The organism is Caulobacter sp. AVps16, assembly GCF_058681455.1.
In genome coordinates, this window is sequence record NZ_CM178739.1 from 1,087,503 (window position 1) to 1,101,956 (window position 14,454).

Below are 14,454 nucleotides of genomic sequence, written 5' to 3' on the forward strand. Positions count from 1 at the left end.
TGATCCCGTCGCGTCAGCGCGACGGGCAGCGCCGCCCTGCGCGGCCCCCTGATCGGATGCCACATGAGCTCCACCCCTTCCTCGGTGAACCCCGGGTTCGGCGACAATGCCGGTGCCTTGCCTGAAGCCTGGCGCGAGATTGGCACCCGCACGGCCGCCCTGGGCTTCGACATGCCCTCCGAGCCCAACACCGGCGCGATGCTGGGTCTACTGGCAGCCTCCAAGCCTGGTGGAAGCCTGCTGGAGTTGGGCACCGGCACGGGGCTGGCCACCGTGTGCCTGGCTGCCGGTATGAGTGCGGATGCCACCCTGCTCAGCGTCGATACGGATGAGCGTGTCCAGGCCGTGGCACGACAGGCCCTGGCCCGAGATCTTCGCGTGCGCTTCGTGATCGCTGACGGTCTGGACTTTGTCAGAGCTCAGGCGGAGGGGAGTTTTGACCTGATCTTCGCCGACGCCTGGCCCGGCAAGTATGATGGTTTGGACGAAACGCTGGCGCTGTTGGCACCGGGCGGCCTCTATGTCGTTGATGACATGCTGCCCCAGCCCAACTGGCCGGACAATCACCAGTCCCGGGTTGACGACCTGACCGCGCGCCTGAAAAGCCATCCCGATCTGGCGACCGTAAGCCTGCCATGGGCTTCAGGTTTGGTCGTCTCGGCGCGGCGATCATGATCTGGATTCCCATCACCGTCGCGGCTGCGGCCCTGCAGGTCGCTCGCAATGCCGCCCAGCGCTCGGTCATGGGCGGGGCAGGGCCCTGGGGCGCGACCCTGGTGCGGTTTCTGTTCGGGCTTCCGTTCGCCACCCTTTTCGCAGGCCTTGCCTGGGCCTTGACCCCCGGGGCCCAGGCTCATGTCTCCTTGTGGTTCTGGCTGGCCTGCCTGGCAGGAGCTGCGGCGCAAATGGGGGCCACAGCCGCGCAACTCGTGGCCATGCAGCGCTCGACCTTTGCCCTCGGCACGACACTTCAGCAAAGCGGCCTGCCGTTTGCTCTCGTCTGGGGGGCTTTGGTGTTTGGAGATCACATCAGTGCTACGGCCTGGGCCGGTGGTCTTGTGGCGACGGCGGGACTTGCAGCTCTCACCTGGCCGAGGGGCGCGGTGGTTCTCAGGCCCGGAGCGGCCCTGTCAGGGCTGGGGGCCGGCGCACTCTTCGCGTTCAGCGCCAACTGTTTTCGCCAGGCCAGTCTGGCCTTCGACCCTGGCCATGCCGTGGCCTCGGCCTTTGTCACCGTGATGGTCGTGCAGGCCATCCAGACCGTGGCGCTGACCAGTGTTCTGGCCCTGCGCAATCCTCAAACTCTTAGCGCCGTCCTGGCGGCCTGGCGGCAGTCCCTGGGTGCGGGTTTCTGTGGTGCGGCGGCGTCGGGCTTGTGGTTTACGGCCATGACGCTGAGCCCGGTCGGGCCTGTCCGGGCCGTCGGTGTCGTGGAAATGCCCATCGCGGCCCTGGCGGGAAACCGGCTGTTCGCCGAGCGCCTGACCCTCTTGCAGGTCGCCGCCGGACTGGTCACGGCGGTCGGCGTCGTGATGGCTGCCTTGGGCTAGATTTCGCCATGATCGGGCATGCGGAGACCCTTCGCGCAAATGCCTTTGAACAAGCCGCGAATAGACCTTGAAATCAACGCTTTCGCAGGGCAAACGGGCGACGTCGACGCGTATCGGGAGTGTCGGACGACGGCGCAGCCAGGGGGGCGGCGCTCCCGTCGTATCCCGAAGCGCCTAGACCCGGATGGAACCGCGATTCAGGGGAATCATGTTGTCCTTGTCCGGTAGTGGGTTAGGAGAGACTCGCGAGCGAAGCCTGCTTTGCGTCGCAACGTCATCCTGAGCCTGATTTCGTCTTGAACTGCCGCGTTTTGCCCCTCTATCCCTCAGTCAGGGCTTTCAATGTTTTCTTCCCTCTTCGGCGTGATCTCCAACGACATCGCCATTGACCTCGGCACGGCCAACACCCTCATTTACATGAAGGGCAAGGGCATCGTTCTGAACGAGCCGTCTGTCGTGGCGCTGCGCAATGTCGGTGGTCGCAAGATCGTCCATGCCGTGGGTATTGAAGCCAAGCAGATGCTGGGGCGGACACCTGGCCACATGGAAGCCATCCGTCCGATGCGCGACGGGGTCATCGCCGACTTCGAAGTCGCCGAAGAGATGATCAAGTACTTCATTCGCAAGGTTCACAACCGCAAGGGTTTCGTGAACCCCAAGGTTATCGTCTGCGTGCCGTCGGGGGCCACCGCCGTCGAGCGTCGCGCGATCAATGACAGCTGCCTCAATGCCTCGGCCCGTCGCGTGGGTCTGATCGATGAGCCCATGGCGGCCGCGATCGGTGCCGGCCTGCCCATCCACGAACCGACCGGTTCGATGGTCGTCGACATCGGCGGCGGCACGACCGAAGTGGCCGTTCTGTCGCTGTCGGGCATCGTCTATTCGCGCTCCGTCCGCGTCGGTGGCGACAAGATGGACGAAGCGATCATCAGCTATATGCGCCGCCACCATAACCTGCTGATCGGCGAAACGACCGCCGAGCGCATCAAGAAGGAAATCGGCACCGCCAGGGCTCCGGCCGACGGCGAGGGCCTTTCGATCGACGTCAAGGGCCGCGACCTGATGCAAGGTGTGCCCCGCGAAGTCCGCATCAGCGAGAAGCAGGCTGCCGACGCTCTGGCCGAGCCGGTCGGGCAGATCGTTGAAGCCGTCAAGGTGGCGCTGGAAGCCACTCCGCCCGAGCTGGCTTCCGACATCGCCGACAAGGGTATCATGTTGACCGGCGGCGGCGCACTGCTGCGCGGCCTGGACGCAGAGATCCGTGACCATACCGGCCTGCCGGTGACCGTGGCCGACGATCCGTTGTCCTGCGTGGCCCTGGGCTGCGGCAAGGTGCTTGAGCATCCGAAGTGGATGAAGGGCGTCTTGGAATCCACCCTGGCCTAGCCTTAAGTTCCGACATAGGCGCCTGGGGGGCGTCGGGAGAAACTGTCCGTGCCCTTTCGCGAAGGTCCCCTTGGCGACCTGAAAGTGCCGCTTACCTGGACCGCGGCCGTGGCGTTGATCGTCGCCGCCGTGATCGCGGTGGCGTTCCTGTTGGCGGACCGGCGCGAGACGCTGCAGGACCATGCCTATGGCGTCACCCGGCAAACGGTCGACACCGTGTCCAAGCCGGTCAGTGGTGCCATTGCTGCGCCTGGCCGCTGGACGGGTCTGGGCCTCGATTTTGCGCGCAGCTACTTCTTTACGGCTTCGGAGAACCGCCGGCTGAAGGCCGAACTCGCCGAGATGCGGCAGTGGCGTGACCGGGCGTTGTCCCTGCAGGACAGCAATGATCGCTACAAGTCGCTCCTGGGCCTGAAGACCGATCCGCCGATCCCGATGGCCTCGGCCCGGGTCGTCAGTGATAGCCGGGGCCCCTTCGCCAATACCCGCCTTGCCGACGCCGGCTCGGAGAAGGGCGTGCTGGTCGGCAATCCCGTCTTGAACGAGCGCGGCCTGGTCGGGCGCATCGTCGGCGTCTCACGCGGTGCCAGTCGCGTGCTCCTGCTCACCGACATCGCTTCGCGTACCCCGGTGATGATCGACCGCACCAATGCGCGTGCGATCCTCACGGGCGATGGCGGCCCCAATCCCAAGCTCGAGTATCTTCGCGGGGTCGACCCGATCCAGCAGGGCGACCGGGTTGTGACCTCCGGGGACGGCGGGGTCGTTCCGCGCGGCCTTCCTGTCGGCGCGGCCGTCAAGGGCCTGGATGGTCGCTGGCGCGTGGTGCTGTTTGCTGACGATGCCGCCATCGATTTCGTGCGCATCCTTTTGTTCAAGGACTTCTCGCAACTGGCCGACGAAAAACAGTTGCAGACCCGAAGCCTTCCACCCGTGACAACGGAAGATCCCCAGACCTCGATCCTCAGCAGGCCCGCAGCGCCTGCTGCGAAGCCGCCAGTGGCGCTGGCCCCAGCCCCAGCCCCGGCCCCGGCTGTGACGCCAAGGCCGCCGGCTGCAAAGCCCGTTGTGGCTGGAGGCCAGCAATGAGCCTGCATGGCGCCAGGCCTCTGCATCCGGCGCGCTGGCTGGGCGTCCCGCTGCTGGTTTGTATTGTCGCGACCGTCGTGTTCTCGGCACCCCTACGGATCTGGGGGCTACAGTTGCCGGAGCCGGTTTTCGCCATGGTTCCGGCCTTTGCCTGGGCCCTGATCCGCCCATCGATCCTGGCGCCTTTTGCTATTCTACTGCTGGGCCTGTTTCTGGATCTCTTCTGGGGCGGTCCGACCGGGCTTTGGGGCCTATCCTTGCTGGTCGCGTATGCCATGGTGCTGACCGCGCGCAACATGATGACGGGCCAAAGCCGGCCCATGATGTGGGCCTGGTTCGCAGGCGTGACCGCTGTCGCCATGCTCGCCGGGTTCCTGTTCTCGATGCTCGACAGCCTGGCCATGCCCAGCCTTCTGGCGGTCTTCTGGCAGTTCCTGGCCACCGCCCTGCTGTTCCCGTTCGCCCATCGCCTGGTCGACCGTTTCGACGACGCCGACGTCCGGTTCCGGTAGGGCGATGAGCGAACCTTCGATCCTGTTCTTCGAGGTCAATGAGCGTCAGGGGGTCTTCCACCGGCGCGCGTTTCTGATGGGCGGACTGGCGAGTGTGGGCCTGCTGGCCCTTGGCGGTCGCCTTGCCCAACTGCAGTTGATCGAGGCCCAGCGCTATCAGAAGCTGTCGGCCGGGAACCAGTTCAACTATCGCCTTATGCCGCCGCCGCGAGGCCTGATCCTCGACCGCAACGGCACGCCCCTGGCCTCCAACCGTCCGAATTTCCGGCTGATGGTGATCAAGGACAAGGGGATGGATGTCGAGGCGACCCTCGACGACCTGTCCAAGCTGGTCCCGATTGACGGATCGCGGCGGGCGCGCCTGATCAAGGATATTGCGCGGGCCCCACGCAAGGCACCGGTCGCCATCATGGAAGACATGAGCTGGGAGGAGTTCTCCCGGGTCAATATCCGTGCACCCGAACTGCCCAATGTTACGGCCGACATGGGCGAGGTGCGGGTCTATCCGTTCGGCGGAGCCTTCGCCCATGTGATCGGCTATGTCGCCAAGGTCTCGGATCGTGACCTGTTGGCCGCCGAAAAGGATCCGACCCAGGATCAGGACCTGTTGCACCATCCTGGCTTCCGGATCGGCAAGCAGGGCGTGGAGAAGGCATTCGACACAGAGTTGCGCGGCCGCGCCGGTGCCACCAAGGCCGAGGTTGACGCCCAGGGACGGGTCGTTCGTCTCGACCCGGAGGGCGACATCCGGCCGACACCGGGCAAGGAAATCCGGCTCACGCTCGATGCCGATATCCAGAACCGTGCCCTAGAAGTGATGGGCGAGGAGAGCGGTGCCATCGTGGTGATGGACATCCGCAACGGCGACCTGCTGTGCATGGCCTCTGCGCCCAGTTTCGACGCCAACCGCTTCGTGCGTGGTTTGAGCGGGCCGGAATACAAGGCGCTCTCGGAGTACGAGCGCAAGCCGCTGCTGGACAAGTCCATGACCGGCACCTACCCGCCGGGCTCAACCTTCAAGCCGACGGTTGCGCTCGCAGCCCTTTCGGCCGGTGTGAATCCTGAGGTGAGGGTCAACTGCTCCGGTGGCTGGTACTACGGCGGGCGAACCTGGCGATGCTGGGAAAAGCGCGGTCACGGCGCTCAGAACATGCACGATGCCATCAAGAACTCGTGCGACATCTATTTCTACCAGACGGCCTTGCGCATCGGGCCGGATGCGATCGCCAAGGCCGCGAGGGCTGTGGGTTTTGGAGAGATCTTCGACATCGGCATTCCGGGACAAAGGCGCGGAATCGTGCCGGACCGGGCCTGGAAGAAGAAGGCCTTCAAGGACCCTCGCAACCAGATCTGGTTCCCGGGCGAGTCCCCCAGCTACGGCATCGGGCAGGGGGCTCTCAACGTCAATGCCCTGCAGTTGGCGGTGATGACCGCGCGCCTGGCCAATGGCAAAAAGGCCCTGGTGCCGCGACTGATCAAGTCGGTGGGCGGCGTCGAACAGCCCAGCGGCGCAGCTGTGCCGGACCTGCCGTTCTCGGCCGAGCACCTGGACTATGTGCGCGAGGGCATGGCCGCCGTGTCGGCCGCCGGTGGCACTGCCTACGCCAATAGCCAGCTGGGCCTGGGTGACATCCAGATGGCCGGTAAGACCGGTACCGCCCAGGTGCGCAGCTTCGACAAGGGCGTCTCGCGCAACAGCAAGGATGTGCGCTGGCGGCTGAAGGACCATAATCTGTTCGTCGCCTTCGCGCCCTATGACGACCCGCGCTATGCCGTCTCGGTCATCATCGAACACGGTGGTCTGGGCGGTGGCACAGCCGGCGCGCCCCGCGCTCGCGAGGTCATGCGGGTGGCGCTGCTGAAGGATCCTGAGATCCGAGCCCGTATTGAAAAGCCGATGCCGATGCCTGACGCCCCGCCAGAAGCGGCGATCGAAGGCGCAGCACCAGACGATCCGGTGGTCGGCGCACCACCACCTGCCGCACCCCAGGGGCCGCACATATGACCCTCAGCGGCGGCCTCAGCCGGCCTGGCGAACGCGACCGGCCGATCATCAAGTTCATGGAGATCGACTGGACCTTCTGCCTGGCGCTGTGCCTCATCGCGGGCGCGGGGGCCCTGATGCTCTTCTCGATCGCTGGCGCATCTTGGGAACCCTGGGCGGCCAAGCACCTGGTCCGGTTCGGCCTCTATTTCGTTATGATGGTCATTCTGGCCATGATCGACCTGCGCCTGTGGTTCATGATTGCCTATCCGGTCTATGTGGTAGGCCTGTTGTTGCTGATCGCCGTTGAACTGGTGGGCGACACCTCGCTGGGCGCTACGCGCTGGTTGTCGATCGGCGGCTTCCGCTTCCAGCCCTCGGAAATCATGAAGATCGGGCTCGTCCTTGCCCTGGCACGCTACTATCACGGCCTGTCTGCCGACAGTGCCCGGCTGTCCTGGCGCCTGCTGATTCCGGCTTTCATGATCGGCGCGCCCGTACTCCTGGTCGCCCATCAGCCGGATCTCGGCACCGCGATTTTGATCGCCGCCACCGGCTTGTCCATCGTGGTCCTCGCTGGCCTGTCCTGGCGGGTCATCGTGGCGGGGGTCGTGGCGCTTCTCGCCGCCATCCCGCCGTTCATCATATTCGTGCTGCACGAATATCAGCGTAACCGCATCATGACCTTCATGAACCCCGAGGCCGACCCGTCGGGCAACGGCTACCACATCATGCAGTCGAAAATCGCACTCGGTTCAGGCGGATTGATGGGCAAGGGCTTTGGACTGGGGTCGCAGAGTCAGCTGAACTTCCTGCCCGAAAAGCAGACCGACTTCATTTTCGCCACCCTGGCCGAGGAGTTCGGGTTCCTGGGCTGCTTCAGCGTGCTGTTCCTGTACGGCGCGGTGATCTTCATGGCGCTGCGGATTGCCTCGATCAGCCATAGTCACTTCGGCAGACTGGCGGCTGCCGGGACCACGGCGACCTTTGCGCTCTATGTGCTGATCAACGGGGCCATGGTCATGGGCCTGGCACCGGTCGTGGGCGTGCCCATGCCGATGCTGTCCTACGGCGGTACCGTGATGCTGACGGTCATGATCGGCTTTGGCCTGGTCCAGGCCGTCCGGGTTCACCGCTATACCGAGGTTACCAGCGGCAAGGGGTCGCTGATGTAGTCCGTAGAGCCGGGACTACGAGACCAGAGCTGCCTCGGTGGCGCGGACCAGGCCGTCGATGATTCCAGGTTCAGTCGAGGCGTGACCGGCGTCCCAGATGATATCGAAACGGGCTTGCGGCCAGGCCTTGTGCAGGCTCCAGGCGCTGTCCAGCGGCGTTACGACATCAAATCGACCTTGTACGATCCATCCCGGAATGTTCCGGATCTTGTCGATGTTCTTCAGGATCCAGCCATCCTGCTCGAAGAAGCCCCGGTTCGTGAAGAAGTGGCATTCGATCCGGGCGAAGGCGATGGCGAAATCTTCTTCGTTGAATTTCGGGGGGCGGGCCTCAGGGCCACGAAGTGAAATGGTATCCCCCTCCCATTGGCTCCAGGCGGCGGCCGCTTCCAGCTGCACGCGACGGTCAGGGGCGACGAGCCGGCGGTGATAGGCGGCCATCAGGTCGCCGCGCTCGTCTTCCGGGATCGGGGCCAGGAACCGCTCCCACGCATCCGGAAACAGCATCGAAGCACCGTCCTGATAGAACCAGCGCAGTTCCTTCTCAGTCAGCAGGAAGATGCCGCGCAGCACCAGGCCCTCGACCCGGTCGGGATGCTTGATGGCATAGGCCAGGGCCAGGGTCGAACCCCATGAGCCGCCGAACACCGTCCACTTCTCGACGCCGAGATGTTCGCGTAGCCGTTCGATGTCTTCGATCAGGCTCCAGGTGGTGTTGTCCTCGAGACTGGCATTGGGGCGGGAGCGTCCACAGCCGCGCTGGTCGAACAGGGCCATGCGCCACTTGGCCGGGTCGAAGAACCGCCGCATGGTCGGATTAACCGCCCCGCCCGGGCCGCCGTGCAGGATCACGCAGGGCTTGCCGCGCGGGTTGCCGCATTCCTCGTAGTAGATCTCGTGCGGACCTCCGGTCGGCATCCAGCCAAACGAATAGGGCTCGACTTCGCGAAACAGGCCGCGCCGGCCGATGGAGGACATGACGGAGGTGGAGGCGTGACGATCCATGAAAGAAGCCTAGCGCGCTTCACGGCCTCCTGTGAACGGAAGATCGACGGCGGGCGTTCGGGGATGCGTCTTGTGGCCGAGTTGCTATGGTCTGCGTATGGACTCGCCTGAAGATCTGACCGACGAAGAGCTGCTGGCCATGCTCACACCACGCCAGTTGGCGGAACTCGACCGCACGATCGGCGAGACCTTTTCTGATGGTGGGGTTGACCGCGCTGAGGCGCTGATGGCCCTGGCCCAAGTCTATGCCATGCGGGCGGCGCAGCGGGACGAGACCTCTGCTCTGGCGCTGTTGCAATTGGCCGCAGCGATGCGACGCCGGGCAGAAGCCATGTCGGGTGGGCGGCGCTGAAGAGGATCAGGCCGGGAAACGTCGAGCGAGCCACGCCCCTATGGCCGCATTGACCTCTGCCGGTTTCTCTTGCTGGGTCCAGTGACCGCTGCCTTTGATCAGCACCTTTTCGAGGTCTTCGATCTGTTCTCCCATGCGGTCGCAGAGGGAAGGCGGGAGGACCACATCGTGCTCGGCCATGATCATCAGGCAAGGCAGGCCGTCGATGCGCCGCGGCAAATGTTCCGAGCGCTCCCAGTTGCGGGTGAAGTTGCGATACCAGTTGATCCCGCCCGTAAAGCCGGTGCGCGTAAAGGCCTCGGTGAAGACTGCGGCCTCCTCGGGACGCAGAACCTGGTTTGGATCAGCTCTCCAGTTGTAGCGCGCCAGGCCTTCCTGCAGGGCCAGACTGCGTTTCTCAGCAGGTCGGGCCTCGAAGGCTTCGACGCTGTCGCCGGGCAGGCGCATGAAGTAGCGGATGGTCTTCTCCGGATCGGCGGCCAGTTGGGCATCGGCGATGCCGGGTTTCTGGAAGTGGACGATGTACATGTCGTCGCCATAGGCGCGGCGGTACATCTCGATCGGATCCAGTGGCAGGCGGGGGGTGAACGGGGTGTTCAGCCCGATGATCCCGGCGCATCGGTCGGGATGCAGCAGCGGCATGGCCCAGACAATAATTCCGCCCCAGTCGTGGCCACAGAACACGGCCTTTTCGACGCCCAGATGATCGATCAGGCCGACCAGGTCGCCAGTTAGATGCTCCATGTCATAGGCCTCGACCGTCTCTGGACACTCGGTCAGACCATAGCCGCGCTGATCGGGCGCGATCACCCAGCGGCCCGCTGCGGCCAGGGCGGCGATCTGGTGTCGCCAGGAGTAGGAAAACTCCGGGAAGCCATGGCACAGGACGATCGGCACCCCCTGTCTTGGTCCAGCCTCGTAATAGGCCATCCGGATACCGTTGATGGTCGCGAAGGATGGGGCGGGCATGGGCGGGGCGAGCGGACGCTCCTCTGTGCGGCTCATCAACGTCTCCTGCGCGGTCCAGTGCTACATGATTGCTGATCACCCTGACGGTCCCCGCGCCGGCTCGCAAGCCGGTTGTGGGGTTCACCCAGCGTCAAACTGGAGTAGAAGGCCCGCATGACCGTCGCCAGTCCCCCCGCCGCAACGCCCTGGAGATTGGTCTTCCTCCTGGGTGCCCTGACGGCCTTCGCGCCGATGTCGATCGACATGTACCTGTCCAGTCTGCCGGCGATCGGGCAGTCTCTAAAGGCCGGGCCCGATCAGACCCAGGCGACTCTGGCGGCCTTTTTCGCCGGCATGGCGATTGGCCAGTTCATCTATGGTCCGGCGTCGGATCGGCTGGGGCGACGCGGCCCGATCCTCTTCGGGGTGTCGGTCTATGTGCTTGCATCGATCGTGTGCGCCCTGGCACCCAACATCGAGACCCTGGTCACGGCGCGCTTTGTGCAGGCGCTTGGCGGATGCGCGGGGGCTGTCGTGGCGCGTGCCGTCGTACGCGATCGGTTCAGCCATGCCGATACGGCTCGCGTTCTATCCTTGATGACCCTGATCATGGGCCTGGCACCCGTTCTCGCGCCGCAGTTGGGCGGCCTGATCCAGTTGGTCGCGGGTTGGCGCGCCGTGTTCTGGGTCCTGGCGGTATTCGGCCTCGCGATCGGCGTGTGGGTCGCGCTGGGTCTGAGCGAGTCGCGGTCGGCCGAGACCGAGGCCCAGGCCCGTTCGGAGAATCCGCTCAAGGCTTTTGCCGCACTCCTGCGGATGCCCCGCCTGGTGGGTTATGGACTCGCCGGCACGCTGAATGGTGCGGTCCTGTTCACCTATATCTCGGGCGCACCGGAGGTGATCATGACGACCTATGGCCATACGCCTGTGGCCTTCAACATCATCTTCGCCTTCAATGCCGTGGGCATCATCGGTGCCAGTCAGGTCAACCGGTTGCTTCTGCGGCGCACGACGCCGGATCGGGTGCTGATGCGCGCCAGCGTTGCCTCTGTGGTTTTTGCCCTTCTGCTCGTCGGCGCTGCCTGGTCAGGCCTTGGCGGGCAGTGGACGGTCCTGCCCTTGCTGTTCATGGCCCTGTCGACCTATGGCCTGATGGCCGGAAACACCATGGCCGGCGCGCTCAGCGTTGATCCCAACCGGGCGGGCTCAACCTCAGCCCTGATGGGCTCGGCCTCCTTCGGGTCCGGTGCCATCGCCGCCTGGATCAGCGGCCTTCTGCATGACGGCACTGCGAGGCCGATGGCCACCATAATGGTCGCCTGCCTGATCGGCTCATCCCTGGCGATCTTTCTGGTCGCCTTGCCCAAGGGTGGGGCCAAGTCCGAAGCCTAGAGCCGTCTGCGATCGCACCTGGTCTATCAAGCATGACATGGCGGCCCAGGACCCAGGCGTGAAGCCGCCAGACAGGACGATGGTTCCCCGGCCCGCCACAGCTGCGCGGCTCACGGTCTGCGGTGAACGACGCCGTCCTTGATCACGAGTACGACGGCCTTGCTGGCCTCGATGTCGCGCGTCGGGTCGCCCGCCACCGCCACGATGTCGGCCAGGAAGCCGGCCTTGAGCTTGCCCAGATCGTCCTGGCGGCCCAGCACGCGGGCGTCGACAGCGGTGGCTGCCAGCATGGCCTGGGCCGGGCTCATGCCGTGACGGACCATCCAGACCAATTCGCGGGCATTGTCGCCGTGGCGGAAGACGCCGACGTCGCTGCCCATTCCGATCGTCACGCCGCTCTTCAGGGCCAGCTTGAAGGCGCGCTCGGCCGCCTGCATGGCCGGGGTCGGCGGGGTCTTGCCGGCGACATAGCCGCCGAAATAGGTCGAGGTGCTCTCGCTGGCCGTCAGGGTCGGGAAATAGGCCACGCCTTTCTCGGCCATCAGCCGGAAGGTGGCTTCCGAGCCGCCATAGCCGTGTTCAATGGTATCGACCCCCGCCAGAATGGCCCGGCGCATGCCTTCGTCGCCAGCAGCGTGCACAGCCACCGGCCGGCCACCCGAATGGGCCACCTCGACCATGGCCTTCAGCTCCTCCTGGGTGAAGGTCGCCCGCGTCGCGCCGTCGGGACCGACGCGATAGTCGGCATAGATCTTGATCCAGTCGGCCCCGGCAGCGGCCTGCTCCCGCACAGCCCGGACGGCCTCGTCGACACCGCTGACCTCCTGGGCACCCTGGGGAATTTCCGCGTCTGGATTGAAGTTGCGGCGCGCCGGCCCATAGGCTCCGGTCGCCACGATGGCTCGGGTGGTGACAAACAGGCGCGGCCCGGGGATCAGGCGGTCAGCGATAGCGCGCTTGAGGGCGACGTCCGTGGTGCCCGCCCCCTCGGTACCGAGTTCGCGCAGGGTGGTGAAGCCGGCGTCCAGCGTTGCCCTGGCCTGAACCGTGGCCCGGATCACCCGGTAGTCGGGCGTCTCCTTCAGGACCTGGTCGTCCCAAGAGGCCTCGTTATAGGGGTGCAGCAGCAGATGGCTGTGCAGGTCCATCAGACCGGGGGTCACCGTCGCGCCTGGAAGCTCGATCACCTCGACTCCGGTGGCGTCGAGGCCTGCGACCGGTCCGACGGCGGCGATCCGGTTGTCCTTGATCAGGACGCCCCAGCCCTCATGCGGCGGCCCGGCGTCCTCGGCCGTCCAGACGCGGGCGGGCTTGAGCAGGATCGGTTGGGCGGCGAGGGCGGTGGTCGCCGACAGGGCCAGTGCAAGGGCGGCTATCATCTGGCGCATGGGCGACTCTCCGGGGCTTCCTCACGCTAGACTGATTTCTCGGCTGTCGAGAGGGGATCAGATCTCCTGATTATACTTCCCAACCCGGTTGCCCAGGCGTGGCTTGACCTCTTGCCGGAACAGGGCGCGCATGTCGTCTTCGGAGCTGGTGCTTTCGACCACGACGACGATCTCGGGCTTGTTGGATGAGGCGCGGACCAGAACCCACGAGCCATCTTCCAGGTGCACGCGCACGCCGTTGACCGTGATCACCTCGGTGATCCTGCGCCCCAGGATCGAACCGCCGGCGGCGAACAGGTCCTGGTATTCCTTCACGACGTCGTCGACGACGCCGTACTTCACCTCGTCGCCGCAGTGAGGGCTCATGGTCAGGGAGGTGAAGGCCACCGGCAGGGCCTTGCGCATGTCCGACAGCTTCAAGCCCGGATTGCGATCCAGCATGGCCAGGATGGCGGCGGCGGCAGTCAGGCCGCAGTCATAGCCATAGCCTAGCTCGCCGTTCATGAAGAAGTGGCCGCTCTTCTCGAAGCCGGCCAGGGCCCCCAGTTCGGCGCTCTTGCGCTTGATGTAGCTGTGGCCGGTTTTCCAGTAGATCACCTTGCAGCCGTGCGCGGCCAGGATCGGGTCGGTGGCGTAGAGTCCGGTGGACTTCACATCGACCACGAAGGTGGCACCGGGGTTCAGCGGGGCGAGATCGCGGGCCAGCATCAGGCCGATTTTGTCGGCGAAGATCTCCACGCCTTCATCATCGACGACGCCACAGCGATCGCCGTCACCGTCGAAGCCGAAGGCGAGGTCCGCGCCATGCTCGCGGACGGCGGCCGCCATCGCGTGCAGCATCTCGGCATCTTCCGGGTTCGGATTGTATTTCGGGAAGGTGTAGTCGAGCTCGGTGTCCATGCCGATGACATCGGACACGCCCATGCGCTGCAGGGCATCGACCGCGAAGGCCCCGGCGGTGCCGTTGCCGCAGGCGGCGATGACCTTCAGGGGGCGGGTGATGCTGGCGCGCTTGGCGACATCGGCGATGAAGCGCTCGGCCTCGCCGTCGACGCGGATCAGCTTGCCGCCATCACGCTCCACGAACTTGCCGCCCAGCACGATGTTGCGTAGCCGGCCCATCTCGTCGGGGCCGAAGGTGAGGGGGCGTTGGGCCCCCATCTTGACGCCGGTCCAGCCGTTTTCATTGTGGCTGGCGGTGACCATGGCCACGCAGGGGATGTCGAGGTCGAACTGGGCGAAATAGGCGGTGGGCGACAGGGCCAGGCCGATGTCGTGAACTTCGCAGCCGGCCGAGATCAGGCCCAGGATAAGGGCGTTCTTGATCGAGCTGGAATAGGAGCGGAAGTCGTGGCCGACCACGATCTTCGCCAGGCCCAGTTCCTGGATATAGGTGCCTAGCCCAAGCCCCAGGGCCTGAATGCCCAGCAGGTTGATGTCGGGCCCAAACAGCCAGCGCGCGTCGTATTCCCGAAAGCCGGTCGCCTTGACCAGCGGTTCGTTCTCATAGGCGGCAGTGTTGGCAACGAGGTCGGAGCGGGGCGCAGAGAACATCGGTGCTCGCATCTAGGTTGAAGTCGTCTCTATAGCCGCTGGAGGCTCACCTTGTCAGGGCGTAAACGCGTAGGGGTGCATCTAGCCTAGAGGGCCAGTAGGTAGAATTTCGCGGCAAT

The 14,454-nt window shown here is 65.2% G+C and carries 13 protein-coding genes; 9 read left to right on the plus strand and 4 right to left on the minus strand.

The window, feature by feature from the left end:
- Positions 1 to 63: 63 nt before the first annotated feature.
- The 7 genes from ACW17U_RS05185 (at position 64) to rodA (ending at position 7,696) form a co-directional block, all read left to right on the plus strand.
- Positions 64 to 675 (plus strand): O-methyltransferase, encoded by a 612-nt coding sequence (locus tag ACW17U_RS05185; protein WP_492055099.1) that lies wholly within the window; start codon positions 64 to 66, stop codon positions 673 to 675.
- Positions 672 to 1,550, plus strand: coding sequence for a DMT family transporter (locus ACW17U_RS05190; protein ID WP_492055100.1), 879 nt, complete (start codon positions 672 to 674; stop codon positions 1,548 to 1,550). Before ACW17U_RS05185 ends, ACW17U_RS05190 begins: the two co-directional genes overlap by 4 nt.
- Positions 1,551 to 1,892: 342 nt before the next feature.
- A complete protein-coding gene (locus ACW17U_RS05195; protein ID WP_004623009.1) occupies positions 1,893 to 2,936 on the plus strand; it encodes a rod shape-determining protein in 1,044 nt (347 codons plus the stop codon).
- Positions 2,937 to 2,984: 48 nt separating this feature from the next.
- Positions 2,985 to 4,025, plus strand: a complete 1,041-nt coding sequence (gene mreC, locus ACW17U_RS05200) for a rod shape-determining protein MreC (protein WP_492055101.1) — start codon at positions 2,985 to 2,987, stop codon at positions 4,023 to 4,025.
- Positions 4,022 to 4,537 carry a hypothetical protein gene (locus ACW17U_RS05205; protein WP_062147298.1) on the plus strand — a complete coding sequence of 172 codons (516 nt, stop codon included), beginning with the start codon at positions 4,022 to 4,024 and terminating at the stop codon, positions 4,535 to 4,537. The genes mreC and ACW17U_RS05205 overlap by 4 nt, the downstream gene beginning before the upstream one ends.
- A gap of 4 nt (positions 4,538 to 4,541) precedes the next feature.
- Positions 4,542 to 6,542: a penicillin-binding protein 2 gene (gene mrdA / locus ACW17U_RS05210; RefSeq protein ID WP_492055103.1), complete on the plus strand. Its 2,001-nt coding sequence runs from the start codon at positions 4,542 to 4,544 to the stop codon at positions 6,540 to 6,542.
- Positions 6,539 to 7,696, plus strand: coding sequence for a rod shape-determining protein RodA (rodA, locus tag ACW17U_RS05215; RefSeq protein WP_492055104.1), 1,158 nt, complete (start codon positions 6,539 to 6,541; stop codon positions 7,694 to 7,696). Before mrdA ends, rodA begins: the two co-directional genes overlap by 4 nt.
- Positions 7,697 to 7,711: 15 nt before the next feature.
- On the opposite strand, the gene pip is transcribed toward rodA, so the two are convergent.
- Entirely contained in the window at positions 7,712 to 8,701 is a 990-nt protein-coding gene (pip, locus tag ACW17U_RS05220) for a prolyl aminopeptidase (protein ID WP_492055105.1), read from the minus strand.
- A 97-nt stretch (positions 8,702 to 8,798) separates the two neighbouring features.
- Between pip and ACW17U_RS05225 the strand changes: the two genes are divergently transcribed.
- Complete coding sequence (locus ACW17U_RS05225) at positions 8,799 to 9,053, plus strand: low temperature requirement protein A (RefSeq protein WP_492055106.1); 255 nt, start codon at positions 8,799 to 8,801, stop codon at positions 9,051 to 9,053.
- A 6-nt stretch (positions 9,054 to 9,059) separates the two neighbouring features.
- Here ACW17U_RS05225 and ACW17U_RS05230 read toward each other — a convergent pair whose 3' ends face one another.
- Entirely contained in the window at positions 9,060 to 10,022 is a 963-nt protein-coding gene (locus tag ACW17U_RS05230) for an alpha/beta fold hydrolase (RefSeq protein ID WP_492055690.1), read from the minus strand.
- A 153-nt stretch (positions 10,023 to 10,175) separates the two neighbouring features.
- Between ACW17U_RS05230 and ACW17U_RS05235 the strand changes: the two genes are divergently transcribed.
- Complete coding sequence (locus tag ACW17U_RS05235; RefSeq protein WP_492055107.1) at positions 10,176 to 11,393, plus strand: multidrug effflux MFS transporter; 1,218 nt, start codon at positions 10,176 to 10,178, stop codon at positions 11,391 to 11,393.
- A 110-nt stretch (positions 11,394 to 11,503) separates the two neighbouring features.
- Here the strand turns inward: ACW17U_RS05235 and ACW17U_RS05240 are convergent, their stop codons facing one another.
- Both ACW17U_RS05240 and ACW17U_RS05245 read right to left on the minus strand, forming a co-directional pair.
- Complete coding sequence (locus ACW17U_RS05240) at positions 11,504 to 12,781, minus strand: metal-dependent hydrolase family protein (protein WP_492055108.1); 1,278 nt, start codon at positions 12,779 to 12,781, stop codon at positions 11,504 to 11,506.
- A gap of 57 nt (positions 12,782 to 12,838) precedes the next feature.
- Positions 12,839 to 14,335, minus strand: a complete 1,497-nt coding sequence (locus tag ACW17U_RS05245; protein ID WP_492055691.1) for a phosphomannomutase/phosphoglucomutase — start codon at positions 14,333 to 14,335, stop codon at positions 12,839 to 12,841.
- Positions 14,336 to 14,454: the final 119 nt, after the last annotated feature.

What these genes read in the sequence shown, in the direction of transcription:
- ACW17U_RS05185 (WP_492055099.1), top strand. Translation starts at nt 64, where the DNA reads ATGAGCTCCACCCCTTCCTCGGTGAACCCCGGGTTCGGCGACAATGCC.
- ACW17U_RS05190 (WP_492055100.1), top strand. Translation starts at nt 672, where the DNA reads ATGATCTGGATTCCCATCACCGTCGCGGCTGCGGCCCTGCAGGTCGCT.
- ACW17U_RS05195 (WP_004623009.1), top strand. Translation starts at nt 1,893, where the DNA reads ATGTTTTCTTCCCTCTTCGGCGTGATCTCCAACGACATCGCCATTGAC.
- ACW17U_RS05205 (WP_062147298.1), top strand. Translation starts at nt 4,022, where the DNA reads ATGAGCCTGCATGGCGCCAGGCCTCTGCATCCGGCGCGCTGGCTGGGC.
- mrdA (WP_492055103.1), top strand. Translation starts at nt 4,542, where the DNA reads ATGAGCGAACCTTCGATCCTGTTCTTCGAGGTCAATGAGCGTCAGGGG.
- rodA (WP_492055104.1), top strand. Translation starts at nt 6,539, where the DNA reads ATGACCCTCAGCGGCGGCCTCAGCCGGCCTGGCGAACGCGACCGGCCG.
- pip (WP_492055105.1), bottom strand. Translation starts at nt 8,701, where the DNA reads ATGGATCGTCACGCCTCCACCTCCGTCATGTCCTCCATCGGCCGGCGC.
- ACW17U_RS05225 (WP_492055106.1), top strand. Translation starts at nt 8,799, where the DNA reads ATGGACTCGCCTGAAGATCTGACCGACGAAGAGCTGCTGGCCATGCTC.
- ACW17U_RS05230 (WP_492055690.1), bottom strand. Translation starts at nt 10,022, where the DNA reads ATGCCCGCCCCATCCTTCGCGACCATCAACGGTATCCGGATGGCCTAT.
- ACW17U_RS05235 (WP_492055107.1), top strand. Translation starts at nt 10,176, where the DNA reads ATGACCGTCGCCAGTCCCCCCGCCGCAACGCCCTGGAGATTGGTCTTC.
- ACW17U_RS05240 (WP_492055108.1), bottom strand. Translation starts at nt 12,781, where the DNA reads ATGCGCCAGATGATAGCCGCCCTTGCACTGGCCCTGTCGGCGACCACC.
- ACW17U_RS05245 (WP_492055691.1), bottom strand. Translation starts at nt 14,335, where the DNA reads ATGTTCTCTGCGCCCCGCTCCGACCTCGTTGCCAACACTGCCGCCTAT.